Below are 13775 nucleotides of genomic sequence, written 5' to 3' on the forward strand. Positions count from 1 at the left end.
CGCATTCCCAGATGAATTCAGGCAACGGCATGGTGTGCATCCTTATCGCAAGAGTGGGCCGACCCGAGGGCCGGCCACTCATCAGGCAGGTGTGTGGTTGCGCCATCACTGGGGCAGCGCATAACCCGCCGCCTTGATCTCTGCCTGACCCGGCCCCTTGAGCCAGGCCACCAGCGCCTCGACTGCCGCCCCTTTCTTCAATACCAGCCCTTGCTGTTCGATGGGCGGATAGAAGTCGGCCGGCACGGCCCAGGCTTCACTGGTCTTGCCCGCCTCCACCAGGTTGGCCCAGGCGACGAAGCCCAGCTCGGCGTTGCCGGTGTCGACGAACTGCCAGGTCTGGCCGATGTTGGTACCGGTCAACAGGCGGTACTGCTTGGGATCGATCTTGAGATGGTCGAGGGTCGCCATGGCGGCGGTGCCGTAGGGGGCGGTTTTCGGGTTGGCGATGGCGAGGTTGCCCTTCCAGCCGCGCAGGGTTGCCTCGTCAGGAGCCGGCCCCCCCTTCTGCCACAGACCCAGCTGGCCGATGGCGTAGGTGAAACGTTCGCTGCCCTTGCCCTCCTGCTCCAGCTTCTGCGGGGTTTTCACATCGGCGGAGAGGAAGAGGTCGAACGGGGCACCGTGGCTTATCTGGGTGTAGAGCACCCCGGTCGCGGCGGAGGAAATGGCCAGGGTATGGCCGGTCTTGGCGGTGAACGCCTTGCCGATGCGCTCTATGGTGCCTTTGAAGTTGGCGGCCACGGCCACCTTGACCTCATCGGCCTGCACGGCACCTGCCTGCAGTGCACTGGCGCAGACCCCTGCGATGACAACGGATAACAGCGGTTTCATTCCTTTACCTCCTGAATGGGGCCGCTTCTATCGGTCCCCAGCCAAGGGGGCGGCCCCGAAAACAGGGGCCGCGGCTCCCGATGAGCCAGCCCCCTTGAACAGGTCAAGCTTGCCAGCGGGCGGCGGCAGTGTTGTCGCTCTCCTTGGCCTCGACCCAGCGTTGTACTCCTTCGGCGGTCAGCTCTTTTTTCCAGAACGGCGCCCGGGTTTTCAAAAAATCCATGATGAAGTGGCAGGCCTCGAAGGCCGCCTCGCGGTGAGCGCTGCTCACCACCACCAGCACGATCTGATCGCCGAGCAGCAGCTCGCCGATGCGGTGGATCAGGGTGCACTCCTGCAAGGGCCAGCGGCTGCGGGCCTCGGCCACTATGTCCGTCAGCGCCTTCTCTGTCATGCCGGGGTAGTGCTCGAGGGCCAGCCCCTTCACGTGCTCCCCCTGATTGAAGTCGCGCACCTTGCCGACAAAACTGACCACGGCGCCGGTGTCCTGCCGGGCGGCGAGACGGGCATATTCATCGGCCAGCGAGAAGTCTTCCCGCTGCACCAGGATGCGATCGGTCATGGTTGCCTCGCTCATCATCAGCCTCCGGTCACCGGCGGGAAGAAGGCGACCTCATCGCCATCATGGAGGGGCGTATCCAGCGGCACCAGGGTCTGGTTTACCGCCACCAGCAGTTTGCCCGCCTCCAGCGCCAACGCCCACTTGTCGCCGCGCTCACTTAAGGCGCTGCGCAGCTGCTCGGCAGTCGCGTAGTCGCAAGGCAGGCTCAGCTCGTCGCAGCCGACCAACTCACGCACCTGCGCAAAAAACAGAACCTTGATCATGCCTGCTCTCCTTTGGTCGCACCCAGCTGAAAATGGCCGGACTTGCCGCCCTTTTTCTCCACCAGCCGCACCTGTTCGATCACCATGTCCTTTTGCACCGCCTTGCACATGTCGTAGATGGTCAGTGCCGCCACCGACGCGGCGGTCAGCGCTTCCATTTCAACCCCCGTCTTGCCCGAGAGCTTGCAGAGGGTGCGAATATGGACCCTATTTTGCTCCGCCTGGGGTTCTATCTCTACCTCAACCCGGGTCAATGCCAGCGGATGGCAGAGGGGAATGAGATCCGAGGTCTTCTTGGCCGCCATGATGCCGGCGATGCGGGCGGTGGCGAACACGTCCCCCTTGTGGTGCTGACCGCTCAGGATCAGGGCCAGGGTGTCGGGAGCCATGGCGACAAACGCCTCGGCGCGGGCTTCACGCTCGGTCACCTGCTTGTCGGTCACATCCACCATGTGGGCTTCGCCGCTCTGGTTGAGATGGGTCAGGCCGGGCTGAGGCTGCTTGGATTCGGTCGGGTTCATCAGAGGCCCTCAAAGATGGGAGACAAAGTTGCACGGCTTGGTGCGGGCATCAAGCTGATCGCGGATAAGTTTCTCCCACCCCAGCTGGCAGGCACCGGTAGAGCCCGGCAGGCAGCAGATCAGGGTGCGATTGGCGAGACCCGCCAGCGCGCGGCTCTGCATGGCGGCACCCTTGATGTCGGCGAAGGAGAGCTGGCGAAACAGTTCGCCAAAGCCCTGCACTGTGCGTTCGAACAGAACCCCGACCGCCTCGGGCACCCGGTTCTGCTCGTTGAAGCCGGTGCCGCCGTTGATGAGCACCACCTGCACTCCCTCATCGGCGATCCAGTCGCTCACCTGGGCGCGAATACGAAACAGATTGTCGGGGCAGAGCGCCCGGTCGGCCAGCTGATGGCCCGATTCAGCGAGGGCGGAAACCAGATAGTCGCCCGAGCTGTCATCGGCAGCGGTGCGGCTGTCGGAGACCGTCAGCACGGCGATCTTGAGGGGAATGAATGCGTTGTGTTTCTGTCCCATGGGCAGCTCCTGATGGCAAAGGACCGTGAGCAAAGAGAAGAAGAAAAGCGGCCAGGATCCCGGCTGACAGCGTTCGCTGGTGCCACGGTTCATACCCGCCCGGGCTGAACCTTTGACCTTGCTGTCATGCGCTGCGACTCACGGCGGGCCGATTCTATCAAAACTCGCACCAGAGGGGGGATTTAAAGGAGGCACAGTGGTGCTTTTGCCCTGGCCGGGCGAAGTATGAACGAGGCCGGGTGAACCCGGCCTCGTTGCTGGTGCAGGCTTAGAAGCCCTTCACCCCTGTCATGTCGGGCAGCTGGTGAGCAATGCCCTTGTGGCAGTCGATACAGGTGCTCTCGCCGCTGGCGAGGCTGGTGGAGTGCATCTGGGCACCCCGTTTGCCTTGCAGGGAGAAGTCCATGTATTCGAAGTTGTGGCAGTTGCGACACTCCCTCGAATCCGTGTCCTTCATCCGCTTCCACTCCCGCTCGGCCATCTCGCGCCGGTGCGACTCGAACTTCTCGCGGGTGTCCACCTTGCCGGTGATCATGCCCCACAGCTCCTTGGAGGCCTGCACCTTGCGGATGATCTTGTAGGTCCACTCGTGCGGCACGTGGCAATCCGGGCAGCTGGCCCGCACGCCGGAGCGGTTGGCATAGTGGATGGTGTCGCGGTACTCCACGAACACGTTGTCCTTCATCTCGTGGCAGCTGGTGCAGAACTTTTCGGTGTTGGAGGCTTCCATGGCGGTGTTGAAACCGCCCCAGAAGATGACCCCGCCGAAGAAGCCCATCAGCAGCAGTACCCAGAGGGCTGCCTTCGAGGGGGACTTGAAGGTGGTCCACAGACGCTGGATAAAGCCGGGTAATTTCATCTATGGGTTCCTCAGTTCAAGGCTTCAACTGGTTTAAACGTATTTTCCACCAGCGGCTTGGCATCCGCTTGCGGCACGTGGCACTGCAGGCAGAAGTAGCGGCGGGGGGACACCTCTCCCAACGTCATGCCGTCACGGGTCTCGAAGTGAGTCGGGCTGATCTTGGGGGCCTTCATGGCGCTGGCGTTCTTGAAGCTGTGACAGGCCAGGCACTTGTTGACCTTGTTGTCCACTTCATAGTTGCGGGTGTCGTGGGGGATCAGCGGGGGCTGATGCATGTACTGGCGATCGTAGAGATCACCATCCTTGCGAAAGTTCTTCATGGGGGCCGCGTCGGCATCCGTCACCAGATCCGTGCTTCCCCGCTCCGACTTGATGCCCCCCGTGCTGTTGGTGATCTCGGGGACTGCCGCCATCAAGGAACCTGCCATCAGACAGGCCAGCATTGCTCCAATCAGCTTCTTCATTATTTGTTCTCCGACGTTTTCTCTGCCTTGACGGCAAAACCTACAGTGATTTCAAAAACTTGCTCCGCGCAGACATCGATGCAACGGCCGCAGTTGGTACACTCCTGAGCCGCAATCAAGGGCCCGTGACCACGCTTGGCACCGTGAACGGGGCCGCGCAGGATGGGACGTTCCGGGCAGACCGCATAACAATCCATGCAGTTGCTGCACCGCTCGCGCCCCTTGGCAGAAATCTTGATGAACCCGACCCGGTTGACCAGGGCATAGAAAGCCCCTACCGGACAGAGATGACCACACCAGCCCCGCTCCACCACGAAGAGGTCGAACAGGAACAGCACCGTCAGCAAGGCCCAGCCCGCCCCCATGCCGAACAACAGGCCGCGCAGGGTAAGCGACACCGGATTGACCAGCTCCCACACCAGCACACCGGTGATGGCCGGCGCCACCAGCACCATGGCCAGCAGCCAGTAGCGGGTGGAGCGGTTGAACTGACCGTTGCCCTTGAGACCTAGCCTTCCCCTGAGCCAGGCGGCGGCATCCGTGACCAGGTTGACCGGACAGACCCAGGAGCAGAACACCCGCCCCCCGACCAGCCAGTAACCCGCGAGCACCAGCCCGGCCCCCAGCCAGAGGGTGGGGATAGGCCAATGTCCCGCCGCCAACGACTGCAGCAGGGTCAGCGGATCCGTGAGCGGCACCGTCTCCAGCAACAGTGAGCTGGAGAGGTTGCCCTCGAGGATCCAGATGCCCGCCAGCGGTCCCAGCAGGAACAACCCCAGCACGCCAAACTGGCTGAGCCGGCGCAACAGCAGGAAGCGGTGTGACCGCCACCAGCCGAGCCTGGCCGTGGCTTCGGCTCCCGGATAACGACTCATAGCCCCTCCGGTTTGCGGGTTGGCAGGGTGAGCCTGTCGCCGATGAGCGACTTGCCCGCCTTCGCCTTCTCTTCCCAGCCGAGCCGGTAGTGGTGGCCCAGCTCCCCCTTGGCGAGCTGACGAGGCACCACCTTGATGGCAGCCTCTTCCAGCACGCAGGCGTGCTCGCACTTGCCGCAGCCGGTGCAGACATCGCTGTGCACCGTGGGCAGGAACATGGCGTGCTTGCCGGTGCGCTGGTTGTGCTGCAGCTCCAGGGTGATCGCCTTGTCGATGAGCGGGCAGATCCGATAGCAGACATCGCAACGCAGCCCCAGGTAGTTGAGGCAGGTCTCGTGATCGATGAGCACCGCCACCCCCATCCGCGCCTGATCGATGTCGGTCATGGCCTGATCCAGCGCCCCGCTCGGGCAGGCCGCCACGCAGGGGATGTCGTCACACATCTCGCACGGCACGGCGCGCGCCTTGAAGTAGGGGGTGCCGGTGGTCACGGGTTCAAACAGCCGGGCGAGCTTGAGGGTGTCGTAGGGGCAAGCCTCGACGCAGAGCCCACAGCGCACGCAGGCGCCGAGGAACTCGGCCTCGTCGAGGGCGGCCGGCGGGCGCAGCGCCTGGGCAGGCACGGCCTGCACCTGCTGACGCGCCATGCCGCCGAGCCCCACGCCAAGCAGGCCCACACCGCAGGCCCCCTTGGCCATGTCGGCCAGAAACTGGCGCCGACTACGACTCATCTCGCGCTCCCCGCCTTATGCCTTGACGACCTTGACGGCGCACTTCTTGTAATCCGTCTCTTTGGAGAGCGGATCGGTGGCGTCCAGAGTCAGCTTGTTGACCAGCTGGCTCGCGTCGAAGAAGGGCATGAATACCAGTCCCTTGGGCGGACGGTTGCGACCGCGGGTCTCGACCCGAGTCTTCACCTCGCCACGGCGGGAGGAGACGATCACCTCTTCACCACGGCGCACGCCGCGAGCCTTGGCATCTTCCGGGTGCATGAACAGTACCGCATCCGGGAAGGCGCGATAGAGCTCGGGGACCCGGCGGGTCATGGTGCCGGTGTGCCAGTGTTCCAGCACGCGACCGGTGGAGAGCCACATGTCGTACTCTTTGTCCGGTGCCTCGGCGGCCGGCTCATAGGGCAGCGCGAAGATCACCGCCTTGCCGTCAGGCTTGCCGTAGAAACGCACCCCCTCGCCCGCTTTCACGTAAGGGTCGAACCCTTCGCGATAGCGCCACAGGGTCTCTTTGCCGTCCACCACAGGCCAGCGCAGGCCACGGGCTTCGTGATACTGATCGAACGGCGCCAGATCGTGGCCATGACCGCGCCCGAAGGTGGCGTACTCTTCGAACAGCCCCTTCTGGACGTAGAAACCAAAGTGCTCTGCCTCGTCGTTCAGCGCCCCCTTGCTCTGCTCTTTCGGGTACTGGTTGACCTGACCGTTGGCATAGAGCACGTCGAACAGGGTCTTGCCCTTCACTTCCGGCATCTTGGCGATGAGCTCCGCCGGCCACACCTCTTCCACGGTGAAGCGCTTGGAGAACTCCATCAGCTGCCACAGATCGGACTTGGCCCCTTCCGGTGCCTTCACCTGCTGGTGCCAGAACTGGGTGCGACGCTCGGCGTTGCCGTAGGCCCCCTCTTTCTCCACCCACATGGCGGTCGGCAGGATGAGGTCGGCCGCCTGGGCAGTTACAGTCGGGTAAGGGTCGGAGACCACGATGAAGTTGGCCGGGTTGCGATAACCGGGCAGCCCCTCTTCGTTCATGTTCGGGCCGGCCTGCATGTTGTTGTTGCACATCACCCAGTAGGCGTTGAGCTTGCCATCCTTGAGCATGCGGTTTTGCAGCACGGCGTGATAGCCCACCTGCTCCGGGATGGTCCCTTCCGGCAGCTTCCAGATCTTCTCGGCGATGGCGCGGTGCTTGGGTTCGGTCACCACCATGTCGGCCGGCAGACGGTGAGCGAAGGTGCCCACTTCACGGGCGGTACCGCAGGCGGAGGGCTGACCGGTCAGGGAGAAGGGACCGGAACCCGGCTGGGAGATCTTGCCGGTCAGCAGGTGAATGTTGTAGCAGAGGTTGTTGGCCCAGACACCGCGGGTGTGCTGGTTAAACCCCATGGTCCAGTAGGAGACCACCTTCTTGCTCGGATCGGCATAGAGCTGGGCCAGCTTCTCGAGCTTGTCCTTGGAGACGCCGGAGAGCTTGGAGACGGACTCCAGATCGTAATCCGCCACGAACTTGGCGAAGTCGTCGAAGCTCATCGGGGTGGAGTCGCCGTTGTCCGGGTTCTTGGCCTTCTGCTGCAGCGGGTTGGTGGGACGCAGGCCGTAGCCGATATCCGTGGTGCCCTTGCGGAACTGGGTGTGCTTGTTGACGAACTCCCAGTTCACCTTGTCGTTCTGGATGATGTAGTTGGCGATGTAGTTGAGGATCGCCAAGTCGGTCTGCGGGGTGAACACCATGCCGTTGTCCGCCAGCTCGAAGCTGCGATGCTCGAAGGTGGAGAGCACGTGTACCTGCACGTCCTGGTGGGACAGGCGGCGATCGGAGATACGCGACCAGAGGATGGGGTGCATCTCGGCCATGTTGGAGCCCCACAGCACGAAGGCGTCGGCCTGCTCGATGTCGTCGTAGCAGCCCATGGGTTCATCCATGCCGAAGGTACGCATGAAGCCCACGACCGCGGACGCCATGCAGTGACGGGCATTGGGATCCAGGTTGTTGGTACGCAGACCGGCCTTCATCAGCTTGGCGGCGGCATAGCCTTCCCACACGGTCCACTGGCCGGAGCCGAACATGCCGACGGCGGTCGGGCCCTTCTCTTTCAGGGTGGCCTTGAACTTCTCGGCCATGATGTCGAAGGCCTGATCCCAGCTGATGGGGGCGAAGTTGCCGTTCTTGTCGAACTTGCCGTTGGTCATGCGCAGCATGGGCTGGGTCAGCCTGTCCTGACCATACATGATCTTGGACAGGAAGTAACCCTTGATGCAGTTAAGACCGCGGTTGACCGGTGCATCGGGATCGCCCTGGGTCGCCACGACACGCCCATCCTGGGAACCCACCAGCACGGAACAGCCGGTACCGCAGAAACGGCACGGCGCCTTGTCCCAGGTGATGGCAGTCTTGTCGGTACTGGTGATCAGATTGGCCGCCAGCGTGGGGGCACTGACACCAGCCACGGCAGCGGCTGCCGCCACCGCGTTGGCCTTCATAAAGTCGCGTCGACTCAGCTTCATGGCATATCCTCACATTGCTTATCGCGTAAGTTGTCGAGTGTATCGAACTGGTTTTGGCTCAGGGCGGCGAACTAGAACCCTGGCGTCGTTTTTCTGTGCATCCATGGCGGCCATCATGATGAGTCACGCAGGCTCGGCCTTATGGCACTACTCCTTGCACTGGGCATCGAGCTCATCGAACTGGTGGTAAATCAGGGCGGCGGACAGCACGCCCGGCATCGCATTGATGGCGTCGATGGCCGTCATGATGGGCCGCTGGCTTGGGCCTTCCAGGGTCACCACCAGCTTGCCCTCATCACTGACTGCATGGATCTCGGCCCCCTCGAGGGTGGCAATCTGCTCTGCGAGCCGATGACGCAAGGAGGGCTGGGTCAGCACCACCAGGCTCGATACATGGAACTCTTGTTTCATTGTGGCTCCTGCTTCACACACATCTTGCTTCATCTGGACTCCTCGCTGGCGGGGGCTCCCACCCGGATGCTGCCGACCGGACAATCCTTCACACAGGCACCGCAACCGGTGCAGGCTGCAGCCTCGATGCTGGGGGTCGGCACCCGGCCCAGCACGGGGGAGAAATGGATCGCCCGGGGCTCGCAGCTGTCCTGGCAGCGCTGGCAGAACACCTGACCCTGAGCCAGACAGCTGGCTTCAATATGGGCGATGTATTGCCAGGGCGCCTCCGTGGTCGGACGAAATATCGGCATTTTGCAAGCGGCGACACACTCCCCACAGAAGGTGCACTCACCGCGCAGAAAATCCACGGTCGGGAAACCGCCATCGCCCTTGACCAGGATCTGCTCCGGGCAGGCCGTGAGACAGTCACCGCAGCGGGTGCAGTCGGCGGCAAAATCGGACCAGGCGACGGACCAGGGCAGTTGCACCCGAGGTTCATTCGATGTCAGACGACCCCGAAACAGACTGCGACGCGACAGGTTGACCCCATCCGGCATAACGGCTCCTTGTTGCAGGTGATGGCGCACGAGTGAGTCCCATGACAGGTATTTTCAATACCTATTATAAGAGTGGGTGTATATTGCGGCCCTGACAAGTTCAGGGATATACCACCAGGGAGATAAACAGGGGGGATTCTTGCGCTGGATCAAACCCTTGGCGCAGGAAAGAACAACGGGGGCAAGACAAAATACCCCCATTTGAGGATTGCTTATTAATCGATGGCTATTTTTTCGAGCGAGGCCGCTCAGCCACCGATGGAGGCCAGATGCGGGGTCATGCCGGCATTGCCTTCGTGCAGCCTGTGGGTCGCCGCCTTGCCGGCAAGGGCGCTGCGGATCCGCTGCTGCAATTCATCCTGCTGGCCGTCATCCGTCAACAGATCACGCAGTTCCACCCCGTGGTCGCCGAACAGGCAGAGGTGCAGCTTGCCGAGGGAAGAGACCCGCAGCCGGTTGCAACCGGCACAGAAATCCTTGCTGTAGGGCATGATGAGCCCGACCCCGCCCATCGACTCCGGATGCATGAATACCTGGGCGGGGCCATCGTCGTCGCCACGCAGCTGCTGCAACCAACCGGCATCGAGCAGACGCTGTTTGATGAGCGCCCCGCTGGCGTGATGATCGCGAAACAGGGTATCCATCTCGCCGGTCTGCATCAGTTCGATGAAACGCAGCTCGATGGGCTGGTGCCGGATCCAGGCCAGGAAGGCATCCAGCTGATGGTCGTTGAGACCCTTGAGCAACACGGCGTTGATCTTGACCGACTTGAAGCCGGCGGCCAGCGCAGCTTCGATCCCCTCCATCACCTCAGCCAACTTGTTCTCGCCGGTGATCTGGTGGAACTGGCGCGGATCCAGGCTGTCGACGCTGACGTTGAGGGCGGTCAGACCCGCATCGAACCACTCTTTGGCACGCTCTTTCAAACGATACCCATTGGTGGTCATGGCCACCTTCTCGATGCCGGGGGTATTGGCCACCGTCTCTATGATGGCGGTGAAGTCCCGGCGCAGGGAGGGTTCCCCGCCGGTCAGACGCACCTTGCGAGTGCCCATGGCGGCAAAGCCACCGACGACGCGGCGGATCTCTTCGAGAGAGAGAAAGGGCTGGCGCCCCGCCTTGCCACCGGCCGGTGGCCGATAGCCATCCGGCAAACAGTAGGTACAGCGAAAATTGCACACGTCGGTGACCGACAGGCGCAAATAGTAAAAACGACGGGAAAAACCATCTTGCAGTGGCGACATAAACACCTTTCCAAATACGGGAGGCCAGGGCATTTCTTTCCTGACCCTTACAGCTCGAACATCGGCTGACGGCGGTTTCCCCCTATCATGAGGACTTAGGCAAAACCGCTCGGAGTTCATCTAGTTTTTCGATGCTAGCACAAGTTGGAGTACACTCCCATGCTACTTTGTGGGGTTATTGTCTGCAGTGAAGGAAGAGAGCCGGCATGGGAAAGTGGTTCAAAGTACATTCGGTCAGCAGCGCCATCGGGCGCTCCATGGTGCTCATCCTGTTCATGGCGAGCCTTATCGCCGTGGTGGCCATGGTGACCCTGTTCTATTCGGTGCCCGATGCCAAGGCGATCAACCTCTCCGGCTCCCTGCGGATGCAGGCCTACCGGATGGCCTACGAGATTGAGCAGGGCCAGCAGGTGCTGAGCCGGCTCGATCAGTTCGAGCAGACCCTGCACGCCGCCGAGCTGCAGGAGACCCAGCGCTGGATCACGCCAGCCTCCCTGCGTCGCACCTACGGCGAGGTGCTGCAGCAGTGGCAGGTGATGCGCGAGCACATCGAGAATGCCACCCCGCGGCGCTATACGGATAACACAGAGCAGTTTGTCGCCGCCATCGATGACTTCGTCAACCAGATGCAGTATCACGTGGAGTTCAAGGTGCGCATGCTGGCGCTGGCCGAAGGGCTGGGGCTGCTCTCCATCATCACCATCGCCTGGTTCACGGTGCGCTTTACCCGCCAGCAGGTGGTGGCCCCGCTCAACCAGCTGGTCTATTGCGCCCGCCAGATCCAGCGCCAGGAGTTCGATCTGACCCTGCCCCCCCGCTGCGAAAACGAACTGGGGGAGCTGTCAGGGGCCTTCGTCACCATGGCCGACGAGCTCGGCAAGCTCTACCGGGAGCTGGAGAGCAAGGTGGAAGAGAAGACCGCCAAGCTGCAGCAGGCCAACGACACCCTCTCCTTCCTCTACAGCACAGCCCAGAAGCTGCACGCGGCGCCGCTGAGCCGGCGCACCCTGCTCAAGCTGCTGGAGCGGGCGGCGGCCCACCAGCACATCGACTACATCCGGCTGACCCGTTTCGAGCACAACGCCATGCCGGACTACATCACCGGCCGCAAGGGTTGGCCCGGCGATCTGGAGGCGGTGGTCAGCTTCTATCTGCAGATGGACGAGCAGGAGTATGGCCGGCTCGACGTCATCAGCAGCCACCCCATCGACGAGCGGCTGATGAAGAACTTCTCCATGCTGCTGGCCCAGGTGCTGCACAAGGATCAGACCCTGCTGCAACACCAGCGCCTGCTGCTGATGGAAGAGCGGGCCGTCATCGCCCGCGAGCTGCACGACTCTCTGGCCCAGGCTCTTTCTTATCTCAAGATCCAGGCTACCCTGCTCAAGCGTTCGTTTGCCAAGGGGGATACCGCCAAGGCCGAAGCCGCCATGCAGCAGATCGACGAGGGGCTTGGCAGCGCCTACACCCAGCTGCGCGAGCTGCTCGGCACCTTCCGCCTCAGCATTGGTGACGCCAATCTCGGCGAAGCCATCAAGGTGATGCTGGAGCAGCTCAAGCCGCAGACCCAGGCCGAGATAAGGCTCCATTACGGTCTGGCCGATACCGACCTAGAGGCGGGTCAGCACATTCACATTTTGCAGCTGATCCGTGAGGCAGTCCTCAATGCCATCAAACATGCCAGCGCACAAGTGATTGATGTTAGCTGTGAGACCCTCGCCGATGGTAACATCCAGGTTCAGATTTCAGATGATGGTGTCGGAATAGGGATCGCAAGCTCGGCGGTCAACCACTACGGCCTGAGCATCATGAACGAGCGTGCCAACAAGCTGCATGGCCTGCTGACCATCAGCGAAAGGCCGCCCAGAGGCACCTGCGTACATCTGACCTTTCCCACCAGCCTAACAAGAGACGCCTGATGGACGAGATGAAATATAGTGTTCTGGTCGTGGATGACCATCCCCTCATGCGCAAAGGGATTGTGCAACTGCTGGCACTGGAAGAGAACATCGAGGTCGTCGGTGAAGCTTCCAATGGTACCGACGCCGTCGCCATGGCCAAGGAGTCCGAACCGGACCTGATCCTGCTCGACCTCAACATGAAAGGTCTCTCGGGCCTGGACACCCTCAAGGCGCTGCGCGCCGAGGAGGTGACCTCCCGGGTAGTGATCCTGACCGTCTCCGATGCCCGTCAGGATGTGGTGGCCTTGCTCAAGGCCGGCGCCGACGGCTACCTGCTCAAGGACACCGAACCCGATATGCTGCTGGCCCAGCTGGCAGACGTGATGACCGGCAAGCAGATCCTGAGCGAACCGCTGCGCCCCTACCTAGAGAACATCTACGAGCTGGATCACCTGCAGCAGAAGCTGGAGAGCTTAACGCGTCGCGAAATGCAAATCCTGCGTGAAATTGCAAAGGGCCTCTCCAACAAACAGGTCGCCTCCGTGCTCCATATTTCCGAAGGCACGGTCAAGGTTCACGTCAAAAGCCTGCTCAAGAAACTCGAGGCGCAAAGCCGCGTGGAAGCGGCTGTCATGTACCTGGAGCAGCGTAACTAAGCCCCCTTTTTACCCAGCCAAAGCCACCGTCCGGTGGCTTTTTTTATCCTCTGGCACAGTCGCTGCATTGTCCTGTTCAGTAACAACTGAATGGAGGATGGAACATGAAACTTCAACCTTTGGCACTGTTCCCCTTGCCTTCCCACATCCTGCCTGGTGGCAAGCTTCCTCTGCGTTTGTTTGAGCCGCGCCACCTGCAGATGCTCAAAGAGTCATTCATCAATGACCAGGGGTTTGGCATCGTGATGGAAGAGGCAACCACCTCGGGCAAGTCGGGTCGGATCCTGCCGGTCGGCACCCGGGTCAAAGTCACCGACTTTTACACCCTGAATGACGGCCTGCTCGGTGTCACCGTGCTCGGCATGGAACGATTCTGCATCCACGAGATGGAGACGGACGAGCTGGGTCTGCGCCGGGCCAAGGTCGAGGCCCTGCCCAACTGGCCGAGCACCCACTCCAATTTCAGCGACAAGCCGCTGGTCACCCGGTTGCAGGAAGTGTTCGAACAATATCCGGAGCTCGACGAGCTCTATCCGGACAAGCGGTTTGACGATGCAGCCTGGCTCTGCCAACGCTGGCTCGAGATCCTGCCGATGCCGATCTATGAGAAGCAGATGTTGATTGCCAAACAAAATAGCGAAGCGGCTCGTCAATTCTTGCGCCGACTGATCGCACAGTGAGTCAATTCGGGCTTTGCAAAATGCAAACATTCCGATAATGAAAATGTCAATTTCGCATTTTGCAAATTTCAGGACGCAATAAAAACCGATAATCGCGCTGCAAGCCCTGTAAAACCGGTTCTGAAAAGTTGGCATGACTTTTTCATATAGAATCGTACAACCCGATTTATCCCGTGCTCTCTTCAGTATTTGCTGAAGAATTGGTCAACCA

The 13775-nt window shown here is 61.5% G+C and carries 16 protein-coding genes and 1 riboswitch; of the genes, 3 read left to right on the plus strand and 13 right to left on the minus strand.

Annotated features, from left to right (window positions below; all coding sequences use genetic code 11):
• Positions 1–105: 105 nt before the first annotated feature.
• The 13 genes from modA to moaA form a co-directional block, all read right to left on the minus strand.
• Positions 106–834: a molybdate ABC transporter substrate-binding protein gene (gene modA / locus G5134_RS08815; protein ID WP_042050781.1), complete on the minus strand. Its 729-nt coding sequence runs from the start codon at positions 832–834 to the stop codon at positions 106–108.
• 103 nt (positions 835–937) lie between these two features.
• Positions 938–1411, minus strand: coding sequence for a molybdopterin synthase catalytic subunit MoaE (moaE, locus tag G5134_RS08820; protein ID WP_026141294.1), 474 nt, complete (start codon positions 1409–1411; stop codon positions 938–940).
• A gap of 2 nt (positions 1412–1413) precedes the next feature.
• Positions 1414–1659 carry a molybdopterin synthase sulfur carrier subunit gene (moaD, locus tag G5134_RS08825; RefSeq protein WP_065018708.1) on the minus strand — a complete coding sequence of 82 codons (246 nt, stop codon included), beginning with the start codon at positions 1657–1659 and terminating at the stop codon, positions 1414–1416.
• The gene (gene moaC / locus G5134_RS08830) at positions 1656–2180 is read right to left on the minus strand and encodes a cyclic pyranopterin monophosphate synthase MoaC (RefSeq protein ID WP_065018707.1); all 525 of its coding nucleotides are present in this window, start codon (positions 2178–2180) and stop codon (positions 1656–1658) included. Before moaC ends, moaD begins: the two co-directional genes overlap by 4 nt.
• A 9-nt stretch (positions 2181–2189) precedes the next feature.
• On the minus strand, positions 2190–2696 hold the full coding sequence (gene moaB, locus G5134_RS08835; protein WP_005299347.1) for a molybdenum cofactor biosynthesis protein B: 507 nt from the start codon (positions 2694–2696) through the stop codon (positions 2190–2192).
• Positions 2697–2964: 268 nt separating this feature from the next.
• Positions 2965–3555, minus strand: coding sequence for a cytochrome c3 family protein (locus G5134_RS08840; RefSeq protein ID WP_005299345.1), 591 nt, complete (start codon positions 3553–3555; stop codon positions 2965–2967).
• An 11-nt stretch (positions 3556–3566) separates the two neighbouring features.
• Positions 3567–4022 (minus strand): nitrate reductase cytochrome c-type subunit, encoded by a 456-nt coding sequence (locus G5134_RS08845; protein ID WP_005299342.1) that lies wholly within the window; start codon positions 4020–4022, stop codon positions 3567–3569.
• Positions 4022–4897 (minus strand): quinol dehydrogenase ferredoxin subunit NapH, encoded by an 876-nt coding sequence (napH, locus tag G5134_RS08850; RefSeq protein ID WP_065018706.1) that lies wholly within the window; start codon positions 4895–4897, stop codon positions 4022–4024. Before napH ends, G5134_RS08845 begins: the two co-directional genes overlap by 1 nt.
• Complete coding sequence (gene napG / locus G5134_RS08855; RefSeq protein WP_065018705.1) at positions 4894–5628, minus strand: ferredoxin-type protein NapG; 735 nt, start codon at positions 5626–5628, stop codon at positions 4894–4896. Before napG ends, napH begins: the two co-directional genes overlap by 4 nt.
• Before the next feature lie 15 nt (positions 5629–5643).
• Positions 5644–8133, minus strand: coding sequence for a nitrate reductase catalytic subunit NapA (gene napA / locus G5134_RS08860; RefSeq protein WP_065018704.1), 2490 nt, complete (start codon positions 8131–8133; stop codon positions 5644–5646).
• Positions 8134–8280: 147 nt separating this feature from the next.
• A complete protein-coding gene (locus G5134_RS08865; RefSeq protein WP_017779249.1) occupies positions 8281–8544 on the minus strand; it encodes a chaperone NapD in 264 nt (87 codons plus the stop codon).
• 29 nt (positions 8545–8573) lie between these two features.
• Entirely contained in the window at positions 8574–9083 is a 510-nt protein-coding gene (gene napF / locus G5134_RS08870; protein ID WP_065018703.1) for a ferredoxin-type protein NapF, read from the minus strand.
• A 248-nt stretch (positions 9084–9331) separates the two neighbouring features.
• Positions 9332–10327, minus strand: coding sequence for a GTP 3',8-cyclase MoaA (moaA, locus tag G5134_RS08875; protein WP_041203111.1), 996 nt, complete (start codon positions 10325–10327; stop codon positions 9332–9334).
• Positions 10315–10454: riboswitch (molybdenum cofactor riboswitch) on the minus strand. (Overlaps the previous gene by 13 nt.)
• 79 nt (positions 10455–10533) lie before the next feature.
• Here moaA and narQ point away from each other — a divergent pair.
• From narQ to G5134_RS08890, 3 genes are all read left to right on the plus strand, one after another.
• On the plus strand, positions 10534–12246 hold the full coding sequence (narQ, locus tag G5134_RS08880; protein WP_005299320.1) for a nitrate/nitrite two-component system sensor histidine kinase NarQ: 1713 nt from the start codon (positions 10534–10536) through the stop codon (positions 12244–12246).
• The gene (gene narL / locus G5134_RS08885) at positions 12246–12884 is read left to right on the plus strand and encodes a two-component system response regulator NarL (RefSeq protein WP_005299317.1); all 639 of its coding nucleotides are present in this window, start codon (positions 12246–12248) and stop codon (positions 12882–12884) included. The genes narQ and narL overlap by 1 nt, the downstream gene beginning before the upstream one ends.
• A 104-nt stretch (positions 12885–12988) precedes the next feature.
• Complete coding sequence (locus tag G5134_RS08890; protein WP_005299312.1) at positions 12989–13564, plus strand: LON peptidase substrate-binding domain-containing protein; 576 nt, start codon at positions 12989–12991, stop codon at positions 13562–13564.
• The last annotated feature ends 211 nt before the right edge of the window (positions 13565–13775 follow it).

The sequence above is a fragment of the Aeromonas sp. 600276 genome (assembly GCF_049175815.1).
Lineage (GTDB): Bacteria > Pseudomonadota > Gammaproteobacteria > Enterobacterales > Aeromonadaceae > Aeromonas > Aeromonas dhakensis.

Bases quoted from the DNA above. Each gene is read 5' to 3' on its own strand.
- napA (WP_065018704.1), bottom strand. From the start codon at position 8,133: ATGAAGCTGAGTCGACGCGACTTTATGAAGGCCAACGCGGTGGCGGCA.
- G5134_RS08865 (WP_017779249.1), bottom strand. From the start codon at position 8,544: ATGAAACAAGAGTTCCATGTATCGAGCCTGGTGGTGCTGACCCAGCCC.
- napF (WP_065018703.1), bottom strand. From the start codon at position 9,083: ATGCCGGATGGGGTCAACCTGTCGCGTCGCAGTCTGTTTCGGGGTCGT.
- moaB (WP_005299347.1), bottom strand. From the start codon at position 2,696: ATGGGACAGAAACACAACGCATTCATTCCCCTCAAGATCGCCGTGCTG.
- moaE (WP_026141294.1), bottom strand. From the start codon at position 1,411: ATGAGCGAGGCAACCATGACCGATCGCATCCTGGTGCAGCGGGAAGAC.
- modA (WP_042050781.1), bottom strand. From the start codon at position 834: ATGAAACCGCTGTTATCCGTTGTCATCGCAGGGGTCTGCGCCAGTGCA.
- G5134_RS08840 (WP_005299345.1), bottom strand. From the start codon at position 3,555: ATGAAATTACCCGGCTTTATCCAGCGTCTGTGGACCACCTTCAAGTCC.
- napH (WP_065018706.1), bottom strand. From the start codon at position 4,897: ATGAGTCGTTATCCGGGAGCCGAAGCCACGGCCAGGCTCGGCTGGTGG.
- moaD (WP_065018708.1), bottom strand. From the start codon at position 1,659: ATGATCAAGGTTCTGTTTTTTGCGCAGGTGCGTGAGTTGGTCGGCTGC.
- napG (WP_065018705.1), bottom strand. From the start codon at position 5,628: ATGAGTCGTAGTCGGCGCCAGTTTCTGGCCGACATGGCCAAGGGGGCC.
- narL (WP_005299317.1), top strand. From the start codon at position 12,246: ATGGACGAGATGAAATATAGTGTTCTGGTCGTGGATGACCATCCCCTC.
- moaA (WP_041203111.1), bottom strand. From the start codon at position 10,327: ATGTCGCCACTGCAAGATGGTTTTTCCCGTCGTTTTTACTATTTGCGC.
- G5134_RS08890 (WP_005299312.1), top strand. From the start codon at position 12,989: ATGAAACTTCAACCTTTGGCACTGTTCCCCTTGCCTTCCCACATCCTG.
- G5134_RS08845 (WP_005299342.1), bottom strand. From the start codon at position 4,022: ATGAAGAAGCTGATTGGAGCAATGCTGGCCTGTCTGATGGCAGGTTCC.
- moaC (WP_065018707.1), bottom strand. From the start codon at position 2,180: ATGAACCCGACCGAATCCAAGCAGCCTCAGCCCGGCCTGACCCATCTC.
- narQ (WP_005299320.1), top strand. From the start codon at position 10,534: ATGGGAAAGTGGTTCAAAGTACATTCGGTCAGCAGCGCCATCGGGCGC.